This window comes from Limnohabitans sp. Bal53 (assembly GCF_003063355.1).
Classification (GTDB): Bacteria; Pseudomonadota; Gammaproteobacteria; order Burkholderiales; family Burkholderiaceae_C; genus Limnohabitans_A.
Genome location: NZ_NESH01000002.1, coordinates 842,462 through 857,170, shown reverse-complemented (window position 1 = coordinate 857,170; position 14,709 = coordinate 842,462). Strand labels below are relative to the sequence as shown.

Annotated in this window: 16 protein-coding genes; 6 read left to right on the top strand and 10 right to left on the bottom strand. The window is 62.7% G+C overall.

Going from position 1 to position 14,709, the window contains the following annotated elements:
* Window position 1: 1 nt before the first annotated feature.
* From B9Z50_RS09015 to B9Z50_RS08995, 5 genes are all read right to left on the bottom strand, one after another.
* Window positions 2–1,327, bottom strand: coding sequence for an NAD(P)/FAD-dependent oxidoreductase (locus B9Z50_RS09015; protein WP_108363395.1), 1,326 nt, complete (start codon window positions 1,325–1,327; stop codon window positions 2–4).
* Window positions 1,324–2,145 carry an SDR family oxidoreductase gene (locus B9Z50_RS09010; RefSeq protein WP_108363393.1) on the bottom strand — a complete coding sequence of 274 codons (822 nt, stop codon included), beginning with the start codon at window positions 2,143–2,145 and terminating at the stop codon, window positions 1,324–1,326. The genes B9Z50_RS09015 and B9Z50_RS09010 overlap by 4 nt, the downstream gene beginning before the upstream one ends.
* 99 nt (window positions 2,146–2,244) lie before the next feature.
* Entirely contained in the window at window positions 2,245–2,655 is a 411-nt protein-coding gene (gene gloA, locus B9Z50_RS09005) for a lactoylglutathione lyase (RefSeq protein ID WP_108363391.1), read from the bottom strand.
* A complete protein-coding gene (locus tag B9Z50_RS09000; protein WP_108363389.1) occupies window positions 2,652–3,224 on the bottom strand; it encodes a PaaI family thioesterase in 573 nt (190 codons plus the stop codon). The genes gloA and B9Z50_RS09000 overlap by 4 nt, the downstream gene beginning before the upstream one ends.
* A 25-nt stretch (window positions 3,225–3,249) precedes the next feature.
* Window positions 3,250–4,068 carry an SDR family NAD(P)-dependent oxidoreductase gene (locus tag B9Z50_RS08995; RefSeq protein ID WP_108363729.1) on the bottom strand — a complete coding sequence of 273 codons (819 nt, stop codon included), beginning with the start codon at window positions 4,066–4,068 and terminating at the stop codon, window positions 3,250–3,252.
* A 136-nt stretch (window positions 4,069–4,204) separates the two neighbouring features.
* On the opposite strand from B9Z50_RS08995, the gene B9Z50_RS08990 reads away from it, so the two are divergent.
* The 5 genes from B9Z50_RS08990 to B9Z50_RS08970 all read left to right on the top strand — a co-directional run bounded on the left by B9Z50_RS08990 (window position 4,205) and on the right by B9Z50_RS08970 (window position 7,453).
* On the top strand, window positions 4,205–4,456 hold the full coding sequence (locus B9Z50_RS08990; RefSeq protein ID WP_108363387.1) for a hypothetical protein: 252 nt from the start codon (window positions 4,205–4,207) through the stop codon (window positions 4,454–4,456).
* Window positions 4,457–4,465: 9 nt separating this feature from the next.
* Window positions 4,466–5,347 carry a PA4780 family RIO1-like protein kinase gene (locus B9Z50_RS08985; protein ID WP_108363385.1) on the top strand — a complete coding sequence of 294 codons (882 nt, stop codon included), beginning with the start codon at window positions 4,466–4,468 and terminating at the stop codon, window positions 5,345–5,347.
* Complete coding sequence (locus tag B9Z50_RS08980; RefSeq protein WP_199221699.1) at window positions 5,347–6,090, top strand: tRNA-uridine aminocarboxypropyltransferase; 744 nt, start codon at window positions 5,347–5,349, stop codon at window positions 6,088–6,090. Before B9Z50_RS08985 ends, B9Z50_RS08980 begins: the two co-directional genes overlap by 1 nt.
* A 78-nt stretch (window positions 6,091–6,168) precedes the next feature.
* The gene (locus tag B9Z50_RS08975) at window positions 6,169–6,546 is read left to right on the top strand and encodes a VOC family protein (RefSeq protein WP_108363383.1); all 378 of its coding nucleotides are present in this window, start codon (window positions 6,169–6,171) and stop codon (window positions 6,544–6,546) included.
* Between the two features lie 28 nt (window positions 6,547–6,574).
* Window positions 6,575–7,453, top strand: a complete 879-nt coding sequence (locus tag B9Z50_RS08970; RefSeq protein ID WP_108363381.1) for a pirin family protein — start codon at window positions 6,575–6,577, stop codon at window positions 7,451–7,453.
* A 150-nt stretch (window positions 7,454–7,603) separates the two neighbouring features.
* Here the strand turns inward: B9Z50_RS08970 and B9Z50_RS08965 are convergent, their stop codons facing one another.
* From B9Z50_RS08965 to B9Z50_RS08955, 3 genes are all read right to left on the bottom strand, one after another.
* Window positions 7,604–8,242, bottom strand: coding sequence for a 2-dehydro-3-deoxy-6-phosphogalactonate aldolase (locus B9Z50_RS08965; protein WP_108363379.1), 639 nt, complete (start codon window positions 8,240–8,242; stop codon window positions 7,604–7,606).
* A gap of 100 nt (window positions 8,243–8,342) precedes the next feature.
* Window positions 8,343–9,242, bottom strand: a complete 900-nt coding sequence (locus tag B9Z50_RS08960) for a 2-dehydro-3-deoxygalactonokinase (RefSeq protein WP_108363377.1) — start codon at window positions 9,240–9,242, stop codon at window positions 8,343–8,345.
* Window positions 9,239–10,210: a sugar kinase gene (locus B9Z50_RS08955; protein ID WP_108363375.1), complete on the bottom strand. Its 972-nt coding sequence runs from the start codon at window positions 10,208–10,210 to the stop codon at window positions 9,239–9,241. The genes B9Z50_RS08960 and B9Z50_RS08955 overlap by 4 nt, the downstream gene beginning before the upstream one ends.
* Before the next feature lie 101 nt (window positions 10,211–10,311).
* On the opposite strand from B9Z50_RS08955, the gene B9Z50_RS08950 reads away from it, so the two are divergent.
* Window positions 10,312–11,607 carry an amino acid deaminase gene (locus B9Z50_RS08950; protein WP_108363373.1) on the top strand — a complete coding sequence of 432 codons (1,296 nt, stop codon included), beginning with the start codon at window positions 10,312–10,314 and terminating at the stop codon, window positions 11,605–11,607.
* A 68-nt stretch (window positions 11,608–11,675) separates the two neighbouring features.
* Here the strand turns inward: B9Z50_RS08950 and denD are convergent, their stop codons facing one another.
* Window positions 11,676–12,680 carry a D-erythronate dehydrogenase gene (gene denD, locus B9Z50_RS08945; protein ID WP_108363371.1) on the bottom strand — a complete coding sequence of 335 codons (1,005 nt, stop codon included), beginning with the start codon at window positions 12,678–12,680 and terminating at the stop codon, window positions 11,676–11,678.
* A 161-nt stretch (window positions 12,681–12,841) separates the two neighbouring features.
* On the bottom strand, window positions 12,842–14,590 hold the full coding sequence (locus B9Z50_RS08940; RefSeq protein WP_108363369.1) for an IlvD/Edd family dehydratase: 1,749 nt from the start codon (window positions 14,588–14,590) through the stop codon (window positions 12,842–12,844).
* Window positions 14,591–14,709: the final 119 nt, after the last annotated feature.

Genomic DNA, 14,709 nt, shown 5'->3' with positions numbered 1-14,709 from the left:
CTCAGGCCAGCTCGGCGGCAGTTTGGCGCATGGTGTCGCGGTACACGTCTTTGTTGACGTAGCAAGCCATGCGCTCCACCTTCAGGTAGCGGTAGCCGGCCGACAAATCAGGTGATGGGCCTTGCCGCGCTTTGGAAAATGCCAAGGCCTTGACCTGACCCGCATCCAGGCCTTTGAAATACCGCGCCAAGACTTCGGCCTGCTCGGCCCGGCCTTCCCAGCCCAGGCCTGCGGCTTCGACCATGCCCAGCACAGCCAGGCGGTCAAAGCGCGGCGCAAAGATGTTCAGGTACAGCTGGGGCGACATGCCTTGCCAGTTGAGCAACGCGTTGTTGATGAAGGGGTAGTGCAGCTTGTAGCCGGTGGCTGTCATGACCAGGTCGTAGTCGGCTTGGCTGCCGTCCTTGAAGTGCACGGTGTGGCCGTCGAGCCGTGCCACGTCGGGCCGCACCTTCACGTCGCCGTGGCCAATGTGGTGCAAGATGAGCGAGTTCACGATGGGGTGCGATTCGTACATTTTGTAGTCGGGTTTGGGAAAACCAAAGCGCACCGGGTCGCCGGTGAACCACTTGAGCAGCGTGCTGTCGACTTTTTGTTTGAGCCAGCGTGGCAATTTGGTTTTTCCCCCCACCGTGTCGGCGGGCACGCCGAACACATATTTGGGCACGAAGTAATAGCCCCGGCGCACCGAAATGTCCACGCTTTGGGCGTGGTGCACCGCGTCTACGGCAATGTCACAGCCCGAGTTGCCCGCACCCACAATCAGCACGCGCTGGCCCTTGAACTGCTCGGCTTTTTTGTAGGCCGAGGTGTGCAGCAACTGTCCGCTGAACTGCCCGGGCCACTCGGGCTTGTTCGGTTCGGCCAAGATGCCGTTGGCGATCACCACACCTTTGAACGCATGCGTTTCCGGTTGGCCCCCTCCTGCATCCAGGGTCACCCGCCACAGCGTGTCGGGCGCATCATTCACGGGCTCCACACGCAGCACGCGCACACCAAAACGGTAATGGCGCTTCAGGTCAAAGTGCTTTGCATAGGCTTTGAAGTAGTCCAGCAGCTCACGGTGACTGGGGTAATCGGCCGTGCCCTCTGGCATGGGGAATTCTTTGAATTCGGTGGTGCGCTTGCTGGAGATCAGGTGGGCCGATTCGTAGACGGTGGAGCGTTCGTTGCCAATGTTCCACAAACCGCCCACGTCGGTGTGGGCTTCGAAGCCCTGAAACGCGATGCCGTGTTTGGACAGAGCCCTTGCCCCGGCCAGGCCCGAGGGGCCTGCGCCAATCAGCGCGATCTGGTGGTGTGTGGGTGTCTGAGTGTCTTGGCTCATGTCTTGTCTTGTGGATGCGAGAGTCCGGGAATGGGGGTGGCACCTGCTTGGTGGGCGCGGGGTTTGCGGGGCTGGCCCAGCAAAATGCGGTCGTGCCAGCGTGCAGGCAGCAGTGACAACGCCCGCGACAGCCAGCCGATGCGGCGCGGCAAAACAATGTGTTCGCGGCCTTGCGCCACGCCGCGCAGCAAATCGCGAGCGGCCTCATCCGGTCCCATCAGCCCCGGCATGGCGAAGGTGTTGCCTGCAGTGAGCGCCGTGCGCAAATAACCAGGGCTGATGGTGTGCACCGTGAGCCGGGTGGGGCGCAGCTCAGCCCGCAGGCTTTGCAAATAAGCGATCAGGCCGGCCTTGCTCGCGCAATACGCCCCGTTGCCCGGCATGCCGCGCCAGCCCGCCACACTGGCCACGCCGACCAAAGCGCCTCTTTGGCCGCTGCCTTGCATGGCGCTTAAGAAGGGTTGGAAGGTGGTGGCCACGCCCAGCAGATTGATCTCCAGCATGCGGCGCATCACCGCCAGATCGGCCGGGTCGGCGGTCTCAAAGCCGCCTGCAACTCCCGCATTGGCGATCACCAAATCGGGCACGCCCCAGTGCTGCAAACAGTCGGCGGCCATGGCTTGCATGGCTTGCGCGTTGGACACGTCCGGGGTGTAAATTCGGCAGCGCTCGGGCGCCATGGTCTGCAGGGCCTGCAATGCCTGAAGGTTCAGACCGACCAGCACGACTTGCGCACCCGAGTCCAACAGCTGCCGCGCCAAGCTTTGCCCCAAGCCGCCGCAGGCTCCAGTGATGACGGCGCGTTGGAACGGGGGCATGGTTAACGGGCTTGAATGCTCGGCAGTGGATGAGCGTTCAATTCTGGCACGCTCCAACCCGCACGTGCCTCGGTGAAGACCCTTGCGGGACGCCCTGTTTCAGCGCAAGCCCTGGCCCGCCGCGTACTCGGCCCGCTGGATCAGCTCGACCTTGTAGCCGTCCGGGTCGGTCACAAAAGCGATCACCGTTGTGCCACCTTTGACAGGGCCGGCTTCGCGGGTGACCTTGCCGCCAGCGGCTTTGATTTTTTCGCAAGCGGCATAGGCATCGGGCACGCCCAGGGCGATGTGGCCGTAGGCCGTGCCCATCTCGTAGCTTTCAACGCCCCAGTTGTAGGTCAGCTCCAGCTCGGCGTGGTCGGGGTTGTTGCCATAGCCCACAAAGGCCAGCGAGTATTTGTACTCGGGGTTTTCCGAGGTGCGCAGCAGCTTCATGCCCATCACGTTGGTGTAGAAGTCGATGGAGCGTTGCAGGTCGCCCACGCGCAGCATGGTGTGAAGGAGTCTCATGGTTTCTTTCCGAGGGTTGAGGGGATTTCAAAAACAAGGCAAGCGGTGCTGGCGTGCGCGTACAGCGTGCCGTCCGGGCCGACCAATTGGGCTTCGGCAGTGGCCAGCTGGCGGCCGCAGTGCAGCACTTTGGCAACGGCTCGCACACGCTGAACTTTGGGCGTGATGGCCTTGACCAGTTTCACGCTCAAGTCGGCGGTGGTGTAGCCACGCCCGGGCGGCATCATGGTGTGCACCGCGCAGCCCAGGGCCGAGTCGAGCAGGCTGGCAAACCAGCCGCCATGCACCGTGCCCAGCGGGTTCAGGTGCTGCACACCAGGCGTGCCCTGAAAAATGGCCATGCCAGGGCCGACCTCGATCATCATGAAGTCCAGGGTCTTGGCCATGTGCGCATGGGGCAGCTCCCCGGCCAGCAGGCCTTGCATGACCTGCAGGCCCGTCTTGCCAGCCACCTGCTCGGGGCGGGCCACGCCGGGGCCGACGCCGGCATCCATGCGTGCGCGCACCTGGCGCTCCAGGGTCAGCCAGGCCTCTAAATCGTTGGGGCGTGTGTCGGTCGTGGTGCTCATCAAAGAGGTTTCTCTCAAGCTGTGATCAAACGGGTACGGTGTAGTTCAGCGCCATGCGACCGCCGTCCACGGTGACGATTTCACCCGTGATGTAGCTGGCCGCATCGCTGGCCAAAAAGGCCACCACTTTGGCCACTTCGTCGGGTTCGCCCAGGCGCTTCATGGGGGTGCGCATCATGATTTTCTTTTCGGCCGCCTCGCTGGTCAGCACCGCTTGGCGGGCCAGTTCGGTGGCAATGGTGCCGGGGGCCACGGCATTCACACGGATGCCAAAGTCGGCCAAGGCCAAAGCCATGGCCCGCGTCAGCTGGTTGATGCCGCCCTTGCTCACGTTGTAGCTGGCGATGTTGGGGATGGCCATCACCCCGTTGACCGAGCTCATGTTGACGATGGCGCCGCCCCCAGTGCTCTTCATGGCGCGGGCTGCGGCCTGGCCCATCAAAAAAGAGCCTTTGATGTTCACGTTGATCACGGCATCAAAGTCTTCTTCGGTCACGTCCAGAAAATCGGCCGCCTTGAAGATGCCCGCGTTGTTGACCAGCACGTCGACGCGGCCAAAGGCCTGGAGCACATGGTCCACCAAGGCATCGACATCTGCTTTGCGCGAGACGTCGCAGACCATGAAACCGGCGCTGTGGCCTTCGCTGCGCAATTGGGCTGCCACGGCAGTGCCGCGTTCGCTGTTCACGTCGGCCAGCACCACATGGGCGCCCTCACCAGCAAAACGGCAGGCGCAGGCCTCGCCAATGCCGTTAGCTGCGCCGGTGACGATCACCACGCGGCCTTGCAGGCCAAACGAGAGGCCATTGGACAGTGCATTGGACAGGGTGGGGGGTGTTGACATGTTCAAGACTCCTTGCGGTTGCGTCAAATAGGGGGGCATGCTGCCACAGTCTGCACAGGCGGTCTGTCACCTGCAAGCGGGAGCGGCGACAATGCAGGCATCGCCCCCGCAGGCATTGTCCAGGAATCCCCACTTTATGACCCCGACATTCCCCAACGCGTCCAAGCGCTCCACCCCCGATTTGTGCGAACCCTGCGCTGGCATTCAGCGCCACTGGCGCAAAGCCCCTGGTCACGCCGAACTGGTGCAAGGCACGCATCAACGCGAAGACCGTGGCAACGGCCAAGCCAGCTTCACCCGTTACCGCTGCGACCGCTGCGGCGCGGCCTGGGAATACGAAAACAACAAGGCCAACCAGCATGCAGGCTGGGCGTTGCTTGAACACTGAAGCCACCGCATGAAAGCACCACCGAGGCTCCAGACCCTGGTCGAAGAGGGCCTGATCGACACCGTGGTGCGCCAACTCATGAGTGGCAAAGAGGCCATGGTGTTTGTGGTGCGCAGCGGCGAAGAGACCCGCTGCGCCAAGATCTACAAAGAGGCCACCCACCGCAGCTTTCGGCAAGCGGTGGACTACACCGAAAACCGCAAGGTCAAGAACTCGCGCTCAGCCCGCGCCATGGCCAAGGGCAGCAAGTTTGGCCGCCAGGAGCAAGAAGCCGCCTGGCAAAGCGCCGAGGTGGATGCGCTCTACCGCCTGGCCGCGGCTGGTGTGCGCGTGCCCCGGCCGTTCAACTTTTTTGACGGTGTGTTGCTCATGGAGCTGGTGACCGATGCCCACGGCGACGCCGCCCCGCGCCTGAACGATGTGGCCTTCACCCCCTTGCAAGCCCTGCAGCACCACACCACCTTGATTGGCGAAGTGGTGCGCATGCTGTGCGCAGGCGTGGTGCACGGTGACTTGTCGGAGTTCAACATCTTGTTGGCGCACATTCCCGGTGAGGGGGATTTGCCCGGTGTGGACGAGCCCGTCATCATCGATTTGCCCCAAGCGGTGGACGCGGCGGGCAACAACCACGCCCAGCGCATGCTGCTGCGCGATGTGGGCAACCTGCGCGATTTTTTTGGGCAATTTGCGCCCGAGTTACGCCAGACCGAGTACGGCCCCGAAATCTGGAGCCTGTACCAAGCAGGCTTGCTGAGCAACGAAACAGTGCTGACGGGGCGTTTTGAACGTTCGACGGCCGATGTGGACATGCAGGCCGTGCTGCGCGAGATCGACGATGCCCGCGACGAAGAGGCGGCCCGCCGACTGCGAATGGCCACGCCCTCAGTCTGATGTCTGCGTCGACCCCGAAACTGCCCCACGCCGTCTCGCGCCTGCGCACAGAGCGCCTGGCCCGCAGCGCCAAGCCCTTTTTGGCCCGTGGCGGCATCAAGGGCGAGCGCTGCCCCGGCTGCCGTTTGGTGCCCAGCCACTGCATCTGCGTCTTGCACCCCGAAGTGTCCACGCCCGTGGGCATGTGTTTGCTGATGGCCGACATCGAGCCCCTTAAACCCAGCAACACCGGTTGGTTGATCGCCGATGTGGTGCCAGACACCTTTGCCTTTGGCTGGGCCCGCACCGAGGTGGACCCGGCCTTGCTGGCGCTGCTGGCCGATCCGCAGTGGCAGCCGTATGTGGTGTTTCCGGGGGAGTTTGTGGAGCCTGAAAGGGTGGTGCACGCGGTCCAGCCCCTGCCCGCCGGTCAGCGCCCGCTGTTCATCCTGCTGGATGCCACTTGGCCCGAAGCACGCAAGATGTTCCGCAAAAGCCCCTACCTCAACCATTTGCCAGTGCTCAGCTTGAACCCCGAACAGGTTTCGCGCTACCAACTGCGCCGCTCCAAGCGCGACGATCACTTTTGCACCAGCGAAGTGGCTTCGCTGTGCTTGGAGCTGGCCGGCGAGCCGCATGCGGCCGAGACCCTGCAGGCCTATCTGGACGTCTACACCCACCACTACCTGCAGGCCAAACACCAGTTGCCGCCCAATTTGCAGGGGCCTGCGCACGAACTCTGGCAGAGCTTGAAGAAGTCTTGACTCAGCCAGGCTGAACGGTATCCGCTACGATGACTGCTCAACAATTTTGCCCGGCAACGGGTCTATGAGGAGCGCGCAATGTTCAGTCATGTGATGGTGGGTGTGAAAGATCTGGAAGTGTCTAAAAAGTTTTACGACGCCGTGTTGGGCACCTTGGGTTATGGCCCGGGCGTGGCCAACAACAACCGTTATTTCTACCGCAGCCCCACGGGCACGTTTGGCATCACCACGCCCATCAACGGCGAGCCCGCTTGCCACGGCAACGGCAGCACGATTGGCTTCACCGTCAAATCTCCGGAGCAGGGCGATGCCTTTCACGCAGCAGGAGTGGCCAACGGCGGCGTCACCTGTGAAAACCCACCCGGCTTTCGCGAAGGCCCGGCAGGCAAGCTCTACCTGGCCTACCTGCGCGACCCCGACGGCAACAAAATTTGCGCCTTGCACCGGCCCGGTTGATCGACTGGTTTTTTGACAAGGAGAGGATGTGACTCAAACTGCCCACCCCCACGCCGTGAACGTTTCGCGCACCATTGAACGCCTGGTCACCGGCCAGGCCACGTCAGACGGCGCGGGCGTCAAGCTCAGCCGCATCCTCACGCAAGATCTGCAGCACCGGCTCGACCCGTTTTTGATGCTGGACGCTTTTGGCAGCGATAAGCCCGACGACTACATCGCTGGTTTCCCGGACCACCCGCATCGGGGTTTTGAAACCGTGACCTACATGATTGCCGGGCGCATGCTGCACCGCGACAGCGCGGGCAACGAAGGCCTTTTGCAAAACGGTGGCGTGCAATGGATGACCGCGGGTAAGGGGGTGATCCACTCCGAAATCCCGCAGCAAGCCGATGGCGTGATGGAGGGCTTTCAGCTCTGGCTGAACCTCCACAGCTCCGAGAAGATGAACGCGCCGTGGTACCGCGATTTTCAAAACGACCAGCTGCCGCAGTTCCAGACCCCACAAGGCGTGGCCGTGACGGTGATCGCCGGGGCCAGCCACGGCGTGCAAGGCGCGGTGAGCCGCAGCATCACCCAGCCGATTTATCTGGACGTGCACATGCCCGCAGGCTCACGTTTTGAGCAAACCCTGCCCGCCGGGCACAACGCCTTTGTTTACGTGTACCGGGGCGAGGTGCACATTGCAGGCCAGGCCGTACCCTTGCAGCGCATGGCCATTTTGAAAAACACACCGCAGGCCGACGGGGTGGTGATCGAGGCCAGTGCCGATGCCAAGCTGATTTTGGTGGCGGGCCAACCGCTCAAAGAGCCCATCGTGCAATACGGCCCCTTTGTGATGAACACCAAAGAAGAGATCTATCAGGCCTTGCAGGATTTTCGGGACGGACGGTTGGGCGAGAAAGCCTGAGCCCTTGATGTCGCTCAGTTGGGCGATGTTCATCTCCGTAGGAGCCCACCCCGTGGGCGATGAGAGGGTTTCATGTCCACTGGGGATCTCACAGTGTCAAAGCCCTTCAATCCCAGGACTTTGTATTTCAAACTCATCGCCCGCGTGCGATCAAGTTCTGAAGGCCAAGACAAACGACTTGGCTTGTAGGCGCACCTCTTGCGCCGATCTCCCCGGCGCATACAAGGCCGATCCCAAACCGAATCCTGAAGCGCCTGCCGTGCGGTAGGCCGCCATGTTGTCGGGCGTGATGCCCCCCACCGGCATCAAGGCCGCTGTTTTGGGCAGCACGGCGCGCAGGGCTTTGACGGTGGCAGGCGAGATCATCTCGGCCGGGAAGAGTTTGAGGCCGTGCGCGCCTGCGTCGAGCGCGGCAAAGGCCTCGGTGGGCGTGGCCACGCCGGGCAGCACCACCATGTCCAGGGCCAGTGCTTGCGCCACCACAGCGGGGTTGAAGTTGGGGGCCACGACCAAGCGGCCGCCTGCTGCGTGAACATCCTTGACTTGCTCAGCGTTCAGCACCGTGCCTGCGCCGATCAGGGTTTGCGGAAATTGCCGAGTCAGTGCGGCGATGCTCTTTAACGGCTCGGGCGAGTTGAGCGGGACCTCGATGATGGCAAAGCCGCTGCTGACCAGCGCCTCGCCGATGGCGGGTGCTTCGGCAGGGGTGAGGCCGCGCAAGATGGCGATCAAGGGCAGTTGGGCCAGGGCTTGTGCCAGGGTTTGATCGGGTTTGGTGGGCTGTGTCATGGCGGGGTGTTAATGAATGTTTCTGGGCGTGTACCACGCCCATCGCCCACGGGGTGGGCTCCTACAGGGAGGCGCCTCAAAGGATGGCGATTGGCGAAGTTCAGCATGCCGATGCGAGCGCAAACAAGCCCGCCCAAGTGGCTTCGGCGCCATGGCTTTGACAGGCGATGCCCAGGTGCTGCAGGGCCAGGCTGTAGCGCTGGGTGAGGGTGTTGCTGCCGACCAGGATCACGGCGCCTGAATCGGTGTTGATGGTCTGGGTGCGCAACTCTTCGCCGATCAGCAGGCCCGACAAGTAACTGGGCAATTGGGTTGCGCTCAGGCGTTCAAACAAGCCCAGGGTGCGCACCGCAAACAAGTGGTGCAACACGCTGCCCGCTTGCTGGCTTTGGTTCACGCCTTGGAGGAACGCTGCTTCATCGAAGGCCCCGCTCAAGTCGAGGGTCTTGCCCAAAATCGACTGCTGGCTCATCAGGGCAAACACCTCACCGGTCATGAAGGTTTGAAAATCTGTGACACGGCCACCCTGCACCTGCACCCATTTGCTGTGGGTGCCGGGCAGCACCAGTGTGGCGTTGTCGCGGCCCGCCATCTGCAGGGCTCCAAAAATTTGCACCTCTTCGCCGCGCATCACATCGGGTGTGTTCAAGGCATCTGTACCCAGACAGCTCAGGCCCGGCACCAAGGCGATGCGCCCAGGCTGCAGCCACAGCAGGTGCTGGCCCAACTCGGTAAAGCCGGCAGGGCAGGGGCAGTAGGGCGCTTCTTGCCAGCCTTGGCGGCTGCCGGCCATGCCCGAGATCAGGCACAGGGCCCCCGACGCTTGCATCCAGTCGCCAAAAAGTTCGTGGAACACGGCTTCAAACTGGCCGGGCGGCACGGTCAGGATGCCGCGTGGAAATTCTCGGGATTCGAGCACCTGACCGCTGGCGCCGAGCCGTGCACCCCGCAGTGAAGAGGTGCCCCAGTCGATGGTGATCAAAGGTCTTGTGCTGCTCATGCTGCTGCGCCTTTCGCTGAAGCGTTCAACACCTTCAGCACGGCCTCGCGTGTGGGCAAAGGACCGACCGCGCCGAAGCCTTGCACCGACAGGCAGGCGGCTGCGTTGGCGTAAGAGGTGGCGGCCCACAAGTCGTCGCCCGCCGACAAACGCGCCAGCAGGTTGCCCGCAAAACAGTCACCCGCGCCCGTGGCGTCGACGGCCGTGACCGGATGGCCCGGCAGGCGTTGCTGGTTTTTGCCGTCGCTGGCCAGCGCCCCATCAGCCCCCAATTTGAGCACCACTTGCGCGGCACCTTGGGCATGGCTCCAGGCGATGATGTCGGCCGCTTGGGCGAGGCCGGTGAGCGCGGTCATGTCTTCCAGGCTGGGCAAGAACAGATCACACAGACTCACGGCGTGGCGAATGCAGGCCTGCGCCCGGGCCAGGGGCCACAGCGACAAACGCAAGTTGGAGTCGAGTGCCACCCGCGTGCCGACGTTGCGTGCATGCGCCATGGCTGCAAACGCCGTGTCGCAGGCCGAAGCGGAAATGGCCAAAGAGATGCCCGACAGGTGCAGCCACTGGCTGTGGGCGATTGAATCGGCCCAATGCGTCAGGTCGTGCGGCTGCATTCGGCTGGCGGCCGATCCGGCTCGGGCATAGCTGAAATGGTGGCCGTGTGCGTCGTGACTCACAAAGTACATGCCGGTGGGCGCTTGCGCGTCACGCAGCACGGTGGTGGTGCCCACGTTTTCGCGCTGCCACAGGTCCATCAGGCGATCCCCCCAGCGGTCGGAGCCCAGACGCGTCAGGTAGGCCACTCGCGCCCCAGCGCGGGCCGCGGCAATGGCGGCGTTGCTGGTGTCGCCGCCAAAGCCTTGTTGGTAGAGCGGCGCGTCGTAGGCCTCTTCATGGGGCCGCTGGTTGAACTCGACCATGGCTTCGCCAAGCGCCACGATGTCGAGGTTTGTATGGAGGTCATTCATGTCAAAAATGGGCGGCGCGGCACAAGAGAGTTGGGGGGCGGAGGTGGGAGAATCATCGCCAAAGATGAAACGCCATCGGCGACAGATTGGAGACAGCCCCCATGTTGAAAGAAAGCATCTTCAGTGATTTTGTACTGAACGCGAGCGCCAAGGGCTACCCCTTGGCGGCCGAGCCTTGCGCCGTGTCCGCTTTGGGGCAGCGCGGCTGGCATCTGCTCGATGACGCACTGGCTTACCCCGTGGCCGTGCTGCGCCGCCCAGCCCTTGCGCACAACCTGGCCTGGATGCAGGCCTTTGTGCAGCGCAAAGGGGTGGCCCTGGCCCCGCATGGCAAGACCACCATGTCGCCCGAGTTGTTTCGCATGCAACTGCAAGCCGGGGCTTGGGGCCTGACCTTTGCCAACGTGCACCAGCTGCGTGTGGGCCTGGCCGCGGGTGCGCAACGCGCCATCATCGCGAACCAGTTGGTGTCGGATGCCGACTTGGACGGGTTGGACCATTTGTTGAACCAGTACCCGCAAGCACGGGTGTGGTTTTTGGTCGATTCGCTGGCGCAGCTGCGAACCTTGGCCGACTGGGGCGCACGGCGCGGTCAGCCGCGTTGCTGGGATGTGCTTTTGGAGTTGGGCATCGCGGGTTACCGCACCGGCTGCCGCACGCACGAACAGGCCTTGGTTTTGGCTCAAGCCATGGCCGAGTCGGGCGTGGTGCGCCTGGGCGGCGTGGAGTGCTACGAAGGTGGGCTGGGCCAATGCGACAGTGACCACGACATCGAGGCCGTGAGCGCCCTGGTGCGCAGCGTGCAGGCACTTGTGCATCAAATCGATGATCAGCACCTGTGGGGCGGTGAGGAGGTTTTGCTTTCGGCAGGCGGCTCGGCGGTGTTCGATTTGGTGATCCCCATGCTCAAAACCCAGGTCAAGAGCCGGCCGGTGCAAGGCGTGTTGCGCTCGGGCTGTTATGTCACGCACGACCACTGGAACTACGCCCGTTATCTGAAGCTGGTGGAGTCGCGTGAGGGCTTGAGCGCATCGCTGCAGCCTGCGCTGGAGGTGTGGGCCCAGGTGCAGTCGGTGCCCGAGCCGGGGCTGGCGATTTTGAGTGCGGGCCGGCGTGATCTGTCGTTTGACCAGTGCATGCCCATGCCCGTGCGCTGGGCAGCGCGTGGGCAAAGTGGTGAGGGGGCCATGCAGGCCACGCCCGAGTCGTGGAAAGTCAAAGCGCTGAGTGACCAGCATGCGCACATGGTGTTTGACGCCCAAGGTGTCTGGCCTAAAGTGGGTGACCGCGTGGCCCTGGGGATTTCTCACCCCTGCACCACTTTCGACAAATGGCGCTGGATGGCGATCATCGAAGACGATGGGCGCATCAGCGGGGCGATCAGCACACATTTTTAAATCTTCAATCCTGGATCCAACGAAAAAAGGCCGCCACGCCGTATCCGCGTGGCGGCCTTCTTTAAAGCTCACTTCAAGCCGTTCAAAGCCTCGGCCGGATAACCCGGCCGTGTTTTGCAGTCCTCGATGTACTGCTCAATGATGGCTTCATAGCTGGCATCGGCTCGCAAACCCAAAGCATGCGCACGCTCGAAGGTGCAGCCCTTGGCCCAGTTGTCCACGATGGCGGCGATGCGTTCGTCTTTTTCAAAAGTCACGCGGGCACGCACGGCAGGGCCAGCCACTTTTTCCAACGCGGCCAGCATCTCGCTGACCTTGACGTTCAGGCCCGGCAGGTTCAGCGCCATACGGCCGCCAAACGCTTCGCGGCTGGCCTCGAACACGGTGATCAAACCGTGCACGGTGTTGCCCGGCGAAGAGATGGGGTGCGACACATGGGCATCCACCGGGCAGGTGGTGGCTGTGCCCGCCAAAGGCTCGCGGATGATGCCGCTGAAGAAAGAGGACGCTGCGCCATTGGGCTTGCCGGGGCGCACGGCCACCGTCATCAAGCGGGCAGCGCGGCCGTCGATGTAGCCCTTGCGAGTGTAGTCGGCCACCATGTACTCGATCATCAGTTTGTGTGTGCCATAAGACGTTTGTGGCGTGGGCAAGGTGGTGTCGGCCACCAGCGCAGGCATGGGGTTGGCCGCGTCGGGGCCGAATACGGCGACCGAGCTGGCAAAGACCAAGCGTGAGGCTTTGCCGGACGCGCGGATGCTGTCGAGCAGCAAGCGGCTGCTGTCCACGTTGGATCGCAAGCCCAGGTCAAAGTCCAGCTCGCACTCGCCCGAGACGGCCGAAGCCAAATGGAACACGCCATCAAAGCCGCTCTTGAACAAGTCGCCTTGCTCCAGCATGGGGCCAGCGTGACCCTTGACGCGTGGGTCGGCCAGCAGGTCAGCTGGGGCGGGGAACAGGTCGGCAATGACCAGTTCGTTGACGGTCTGGCCATTGAGTTGGCCACGTTTCAAAATTTCGCGGGCCAGCCGAGCGCCCAAAAAGCCGGCACCGCCGGTGATCAAAATACGCATGCTGAGTTCCTTGGTTTATTCAGATCAAAGTGTTTTGTCCAGGAGCCCACCAAGTGGGCGATCTGGATTTTTGTAGGAGCCCACCCCGTGGGCGATTGTGCGTGGACCACGAAGGCCGGCATCGCCCACAGGGTGGGCTCCTGCGAAAGAAATGCGGTCTATCAATGGTTGTCTTTGGGCACGGCCGAGCCGCGTTGGCCGACCAAAAAGTCCATGTCTGCACCTTCGTCTGCTTGCAGCACATGGTCGATGTAGAGTTTCCAGTAGCCTGAGTTCATGGCAGGTGCGGGCTTTTCCCACAGGGCCAAGCGGCGGGCCAATTCTTCGTCGCTGATGAGCAGTTGCAGTTTGCGCTCGGGCACATTGAGTTCAATCATGTCGCCGTTTTGCACCACGGCCAAGGGGCCGCCTGCTGCCGCTTCCGGGGCGGTGTGCAACACCACAGTGCCGTAGGCCGTGCCGCTCATGCGGGCGTCCGAGATGCGCACCATGTCGGTGATGCCCTTGCGCAGCACTTTGGGGGGCAGCGGCATGTTGCCCACTTCGGCCATGCCGGGGTAGCCCTTGGGGCCGCAGTTCTTGAGCACCAAGATGCAGTTCTCGTCCACATCCAAGCTCTCGTCATCGATGCGCTTGTGGAAGTCGTGGCTGTCTTCAAACACCACCGCACGGCCCGTGTGTACCATCAGTGCAGGCGTGGCGGCGCTGGGCTTGATGACCGCGCCACGCGGAGCCAGGTTGCCGCGCAAGATGGCGATGCCGGCTTTCTCTTTGAAGGGCGCATCGAAAGTCTTGATGACGCGGGGGTCGTAGTTGACGGCGCTGGCGATGTTCTCGCTCACGGTCTTGCCGCTCACGGTGACGATGTCTTTGTGCAGCAGGTGCTCAATTTCTTTCATCACCACCGGCAAGCCGCCGGCATAGCAGAAGTCTTCCATCAGGTGCTCACCAGACGGTTGCAGATTCAAGAGGCAAGGCAGCTCGCTGCCCAGGCGCTCGAAATCGTCTACCGTGAGCTTCAGGCCCAGACGACCTGCAATCGCGATCAGGTGGATCACTGCGTTGGTCGAGCCGCCGATGGCCGCCAGGGTGCGGATGGCATTCTCAAAGGCTTCGCGGGTCAGCACCTTGCTGATGGTTTGGTCGGTGTGGACCATCTCGACAATTCGCCGTCCGGCGTCGCGCGCCAGCACATTGCGGCGGCCGTCCACAGCCGGATAAGCCGCGTTACCGGGCAGGCCAATGCCCAGTGCCTCGACCATGCTGGCCATGGTGCTGGCGGTGCCCATGGTCATGCAGTGGCCATGGCTGCGGTGCATGCAGCTCTCCGCTTCAAAAAAGTCGGTCAATTTGAGCGTGCCAGCACGCACTTGCTCGCTCATGCTCCACACGCCGGTGCCTGAGCCCAGCTCTTGTCCGCGCCATTTGCCGTTCAGCATGGGGCCGCCCGACACGCCAATGGTGGGCAGGCCGACGCTGGACGCGCCCATCAGCAAGCTGGGGGTGGTTTTGTCGCAACCCATCAGCAGCACCACGCCGTCGATCGGGTTGCCACGGATGGACTCTTCCACGTCCATGGATGCCAGATTGCGGTACAGCATGGCAGTGGGGCGAAGCAGGGTTTCACCCAGTGACATCACCGGAAACTCCAGCGGAAAGCCGCCCGCCTCGTACACGCCGATCTTGACCTGCTCGGCCAGGGTGCGAAAGTGGGAGTTGCAGGGGGTGAGTTCGCTGAAAGTGTTGCAAATACCAATGACGGGGCGGCCGTCAAACTGGTCGTGCGGCACGCCCTTGCCCTTGACCCAGCTGCGGTAGGCAAAGCCATCGCGGTCTTGGCGGCCAAACCATTGCTGGCTGCGCAGGTCTTCGGGTTTTTTGCGAGGTGGGCTGCCGTTGTTGTCGCTCATGTTGCGTGTCCAATTAAAGGGTTGAGGGTGAGTTTTGAAAATCCTATCGTATGACGATAGAAAAACAAGCCAACTTTGTAAACCCAGCGACATTCGGGCAAACCCTAGACGCCAAGACG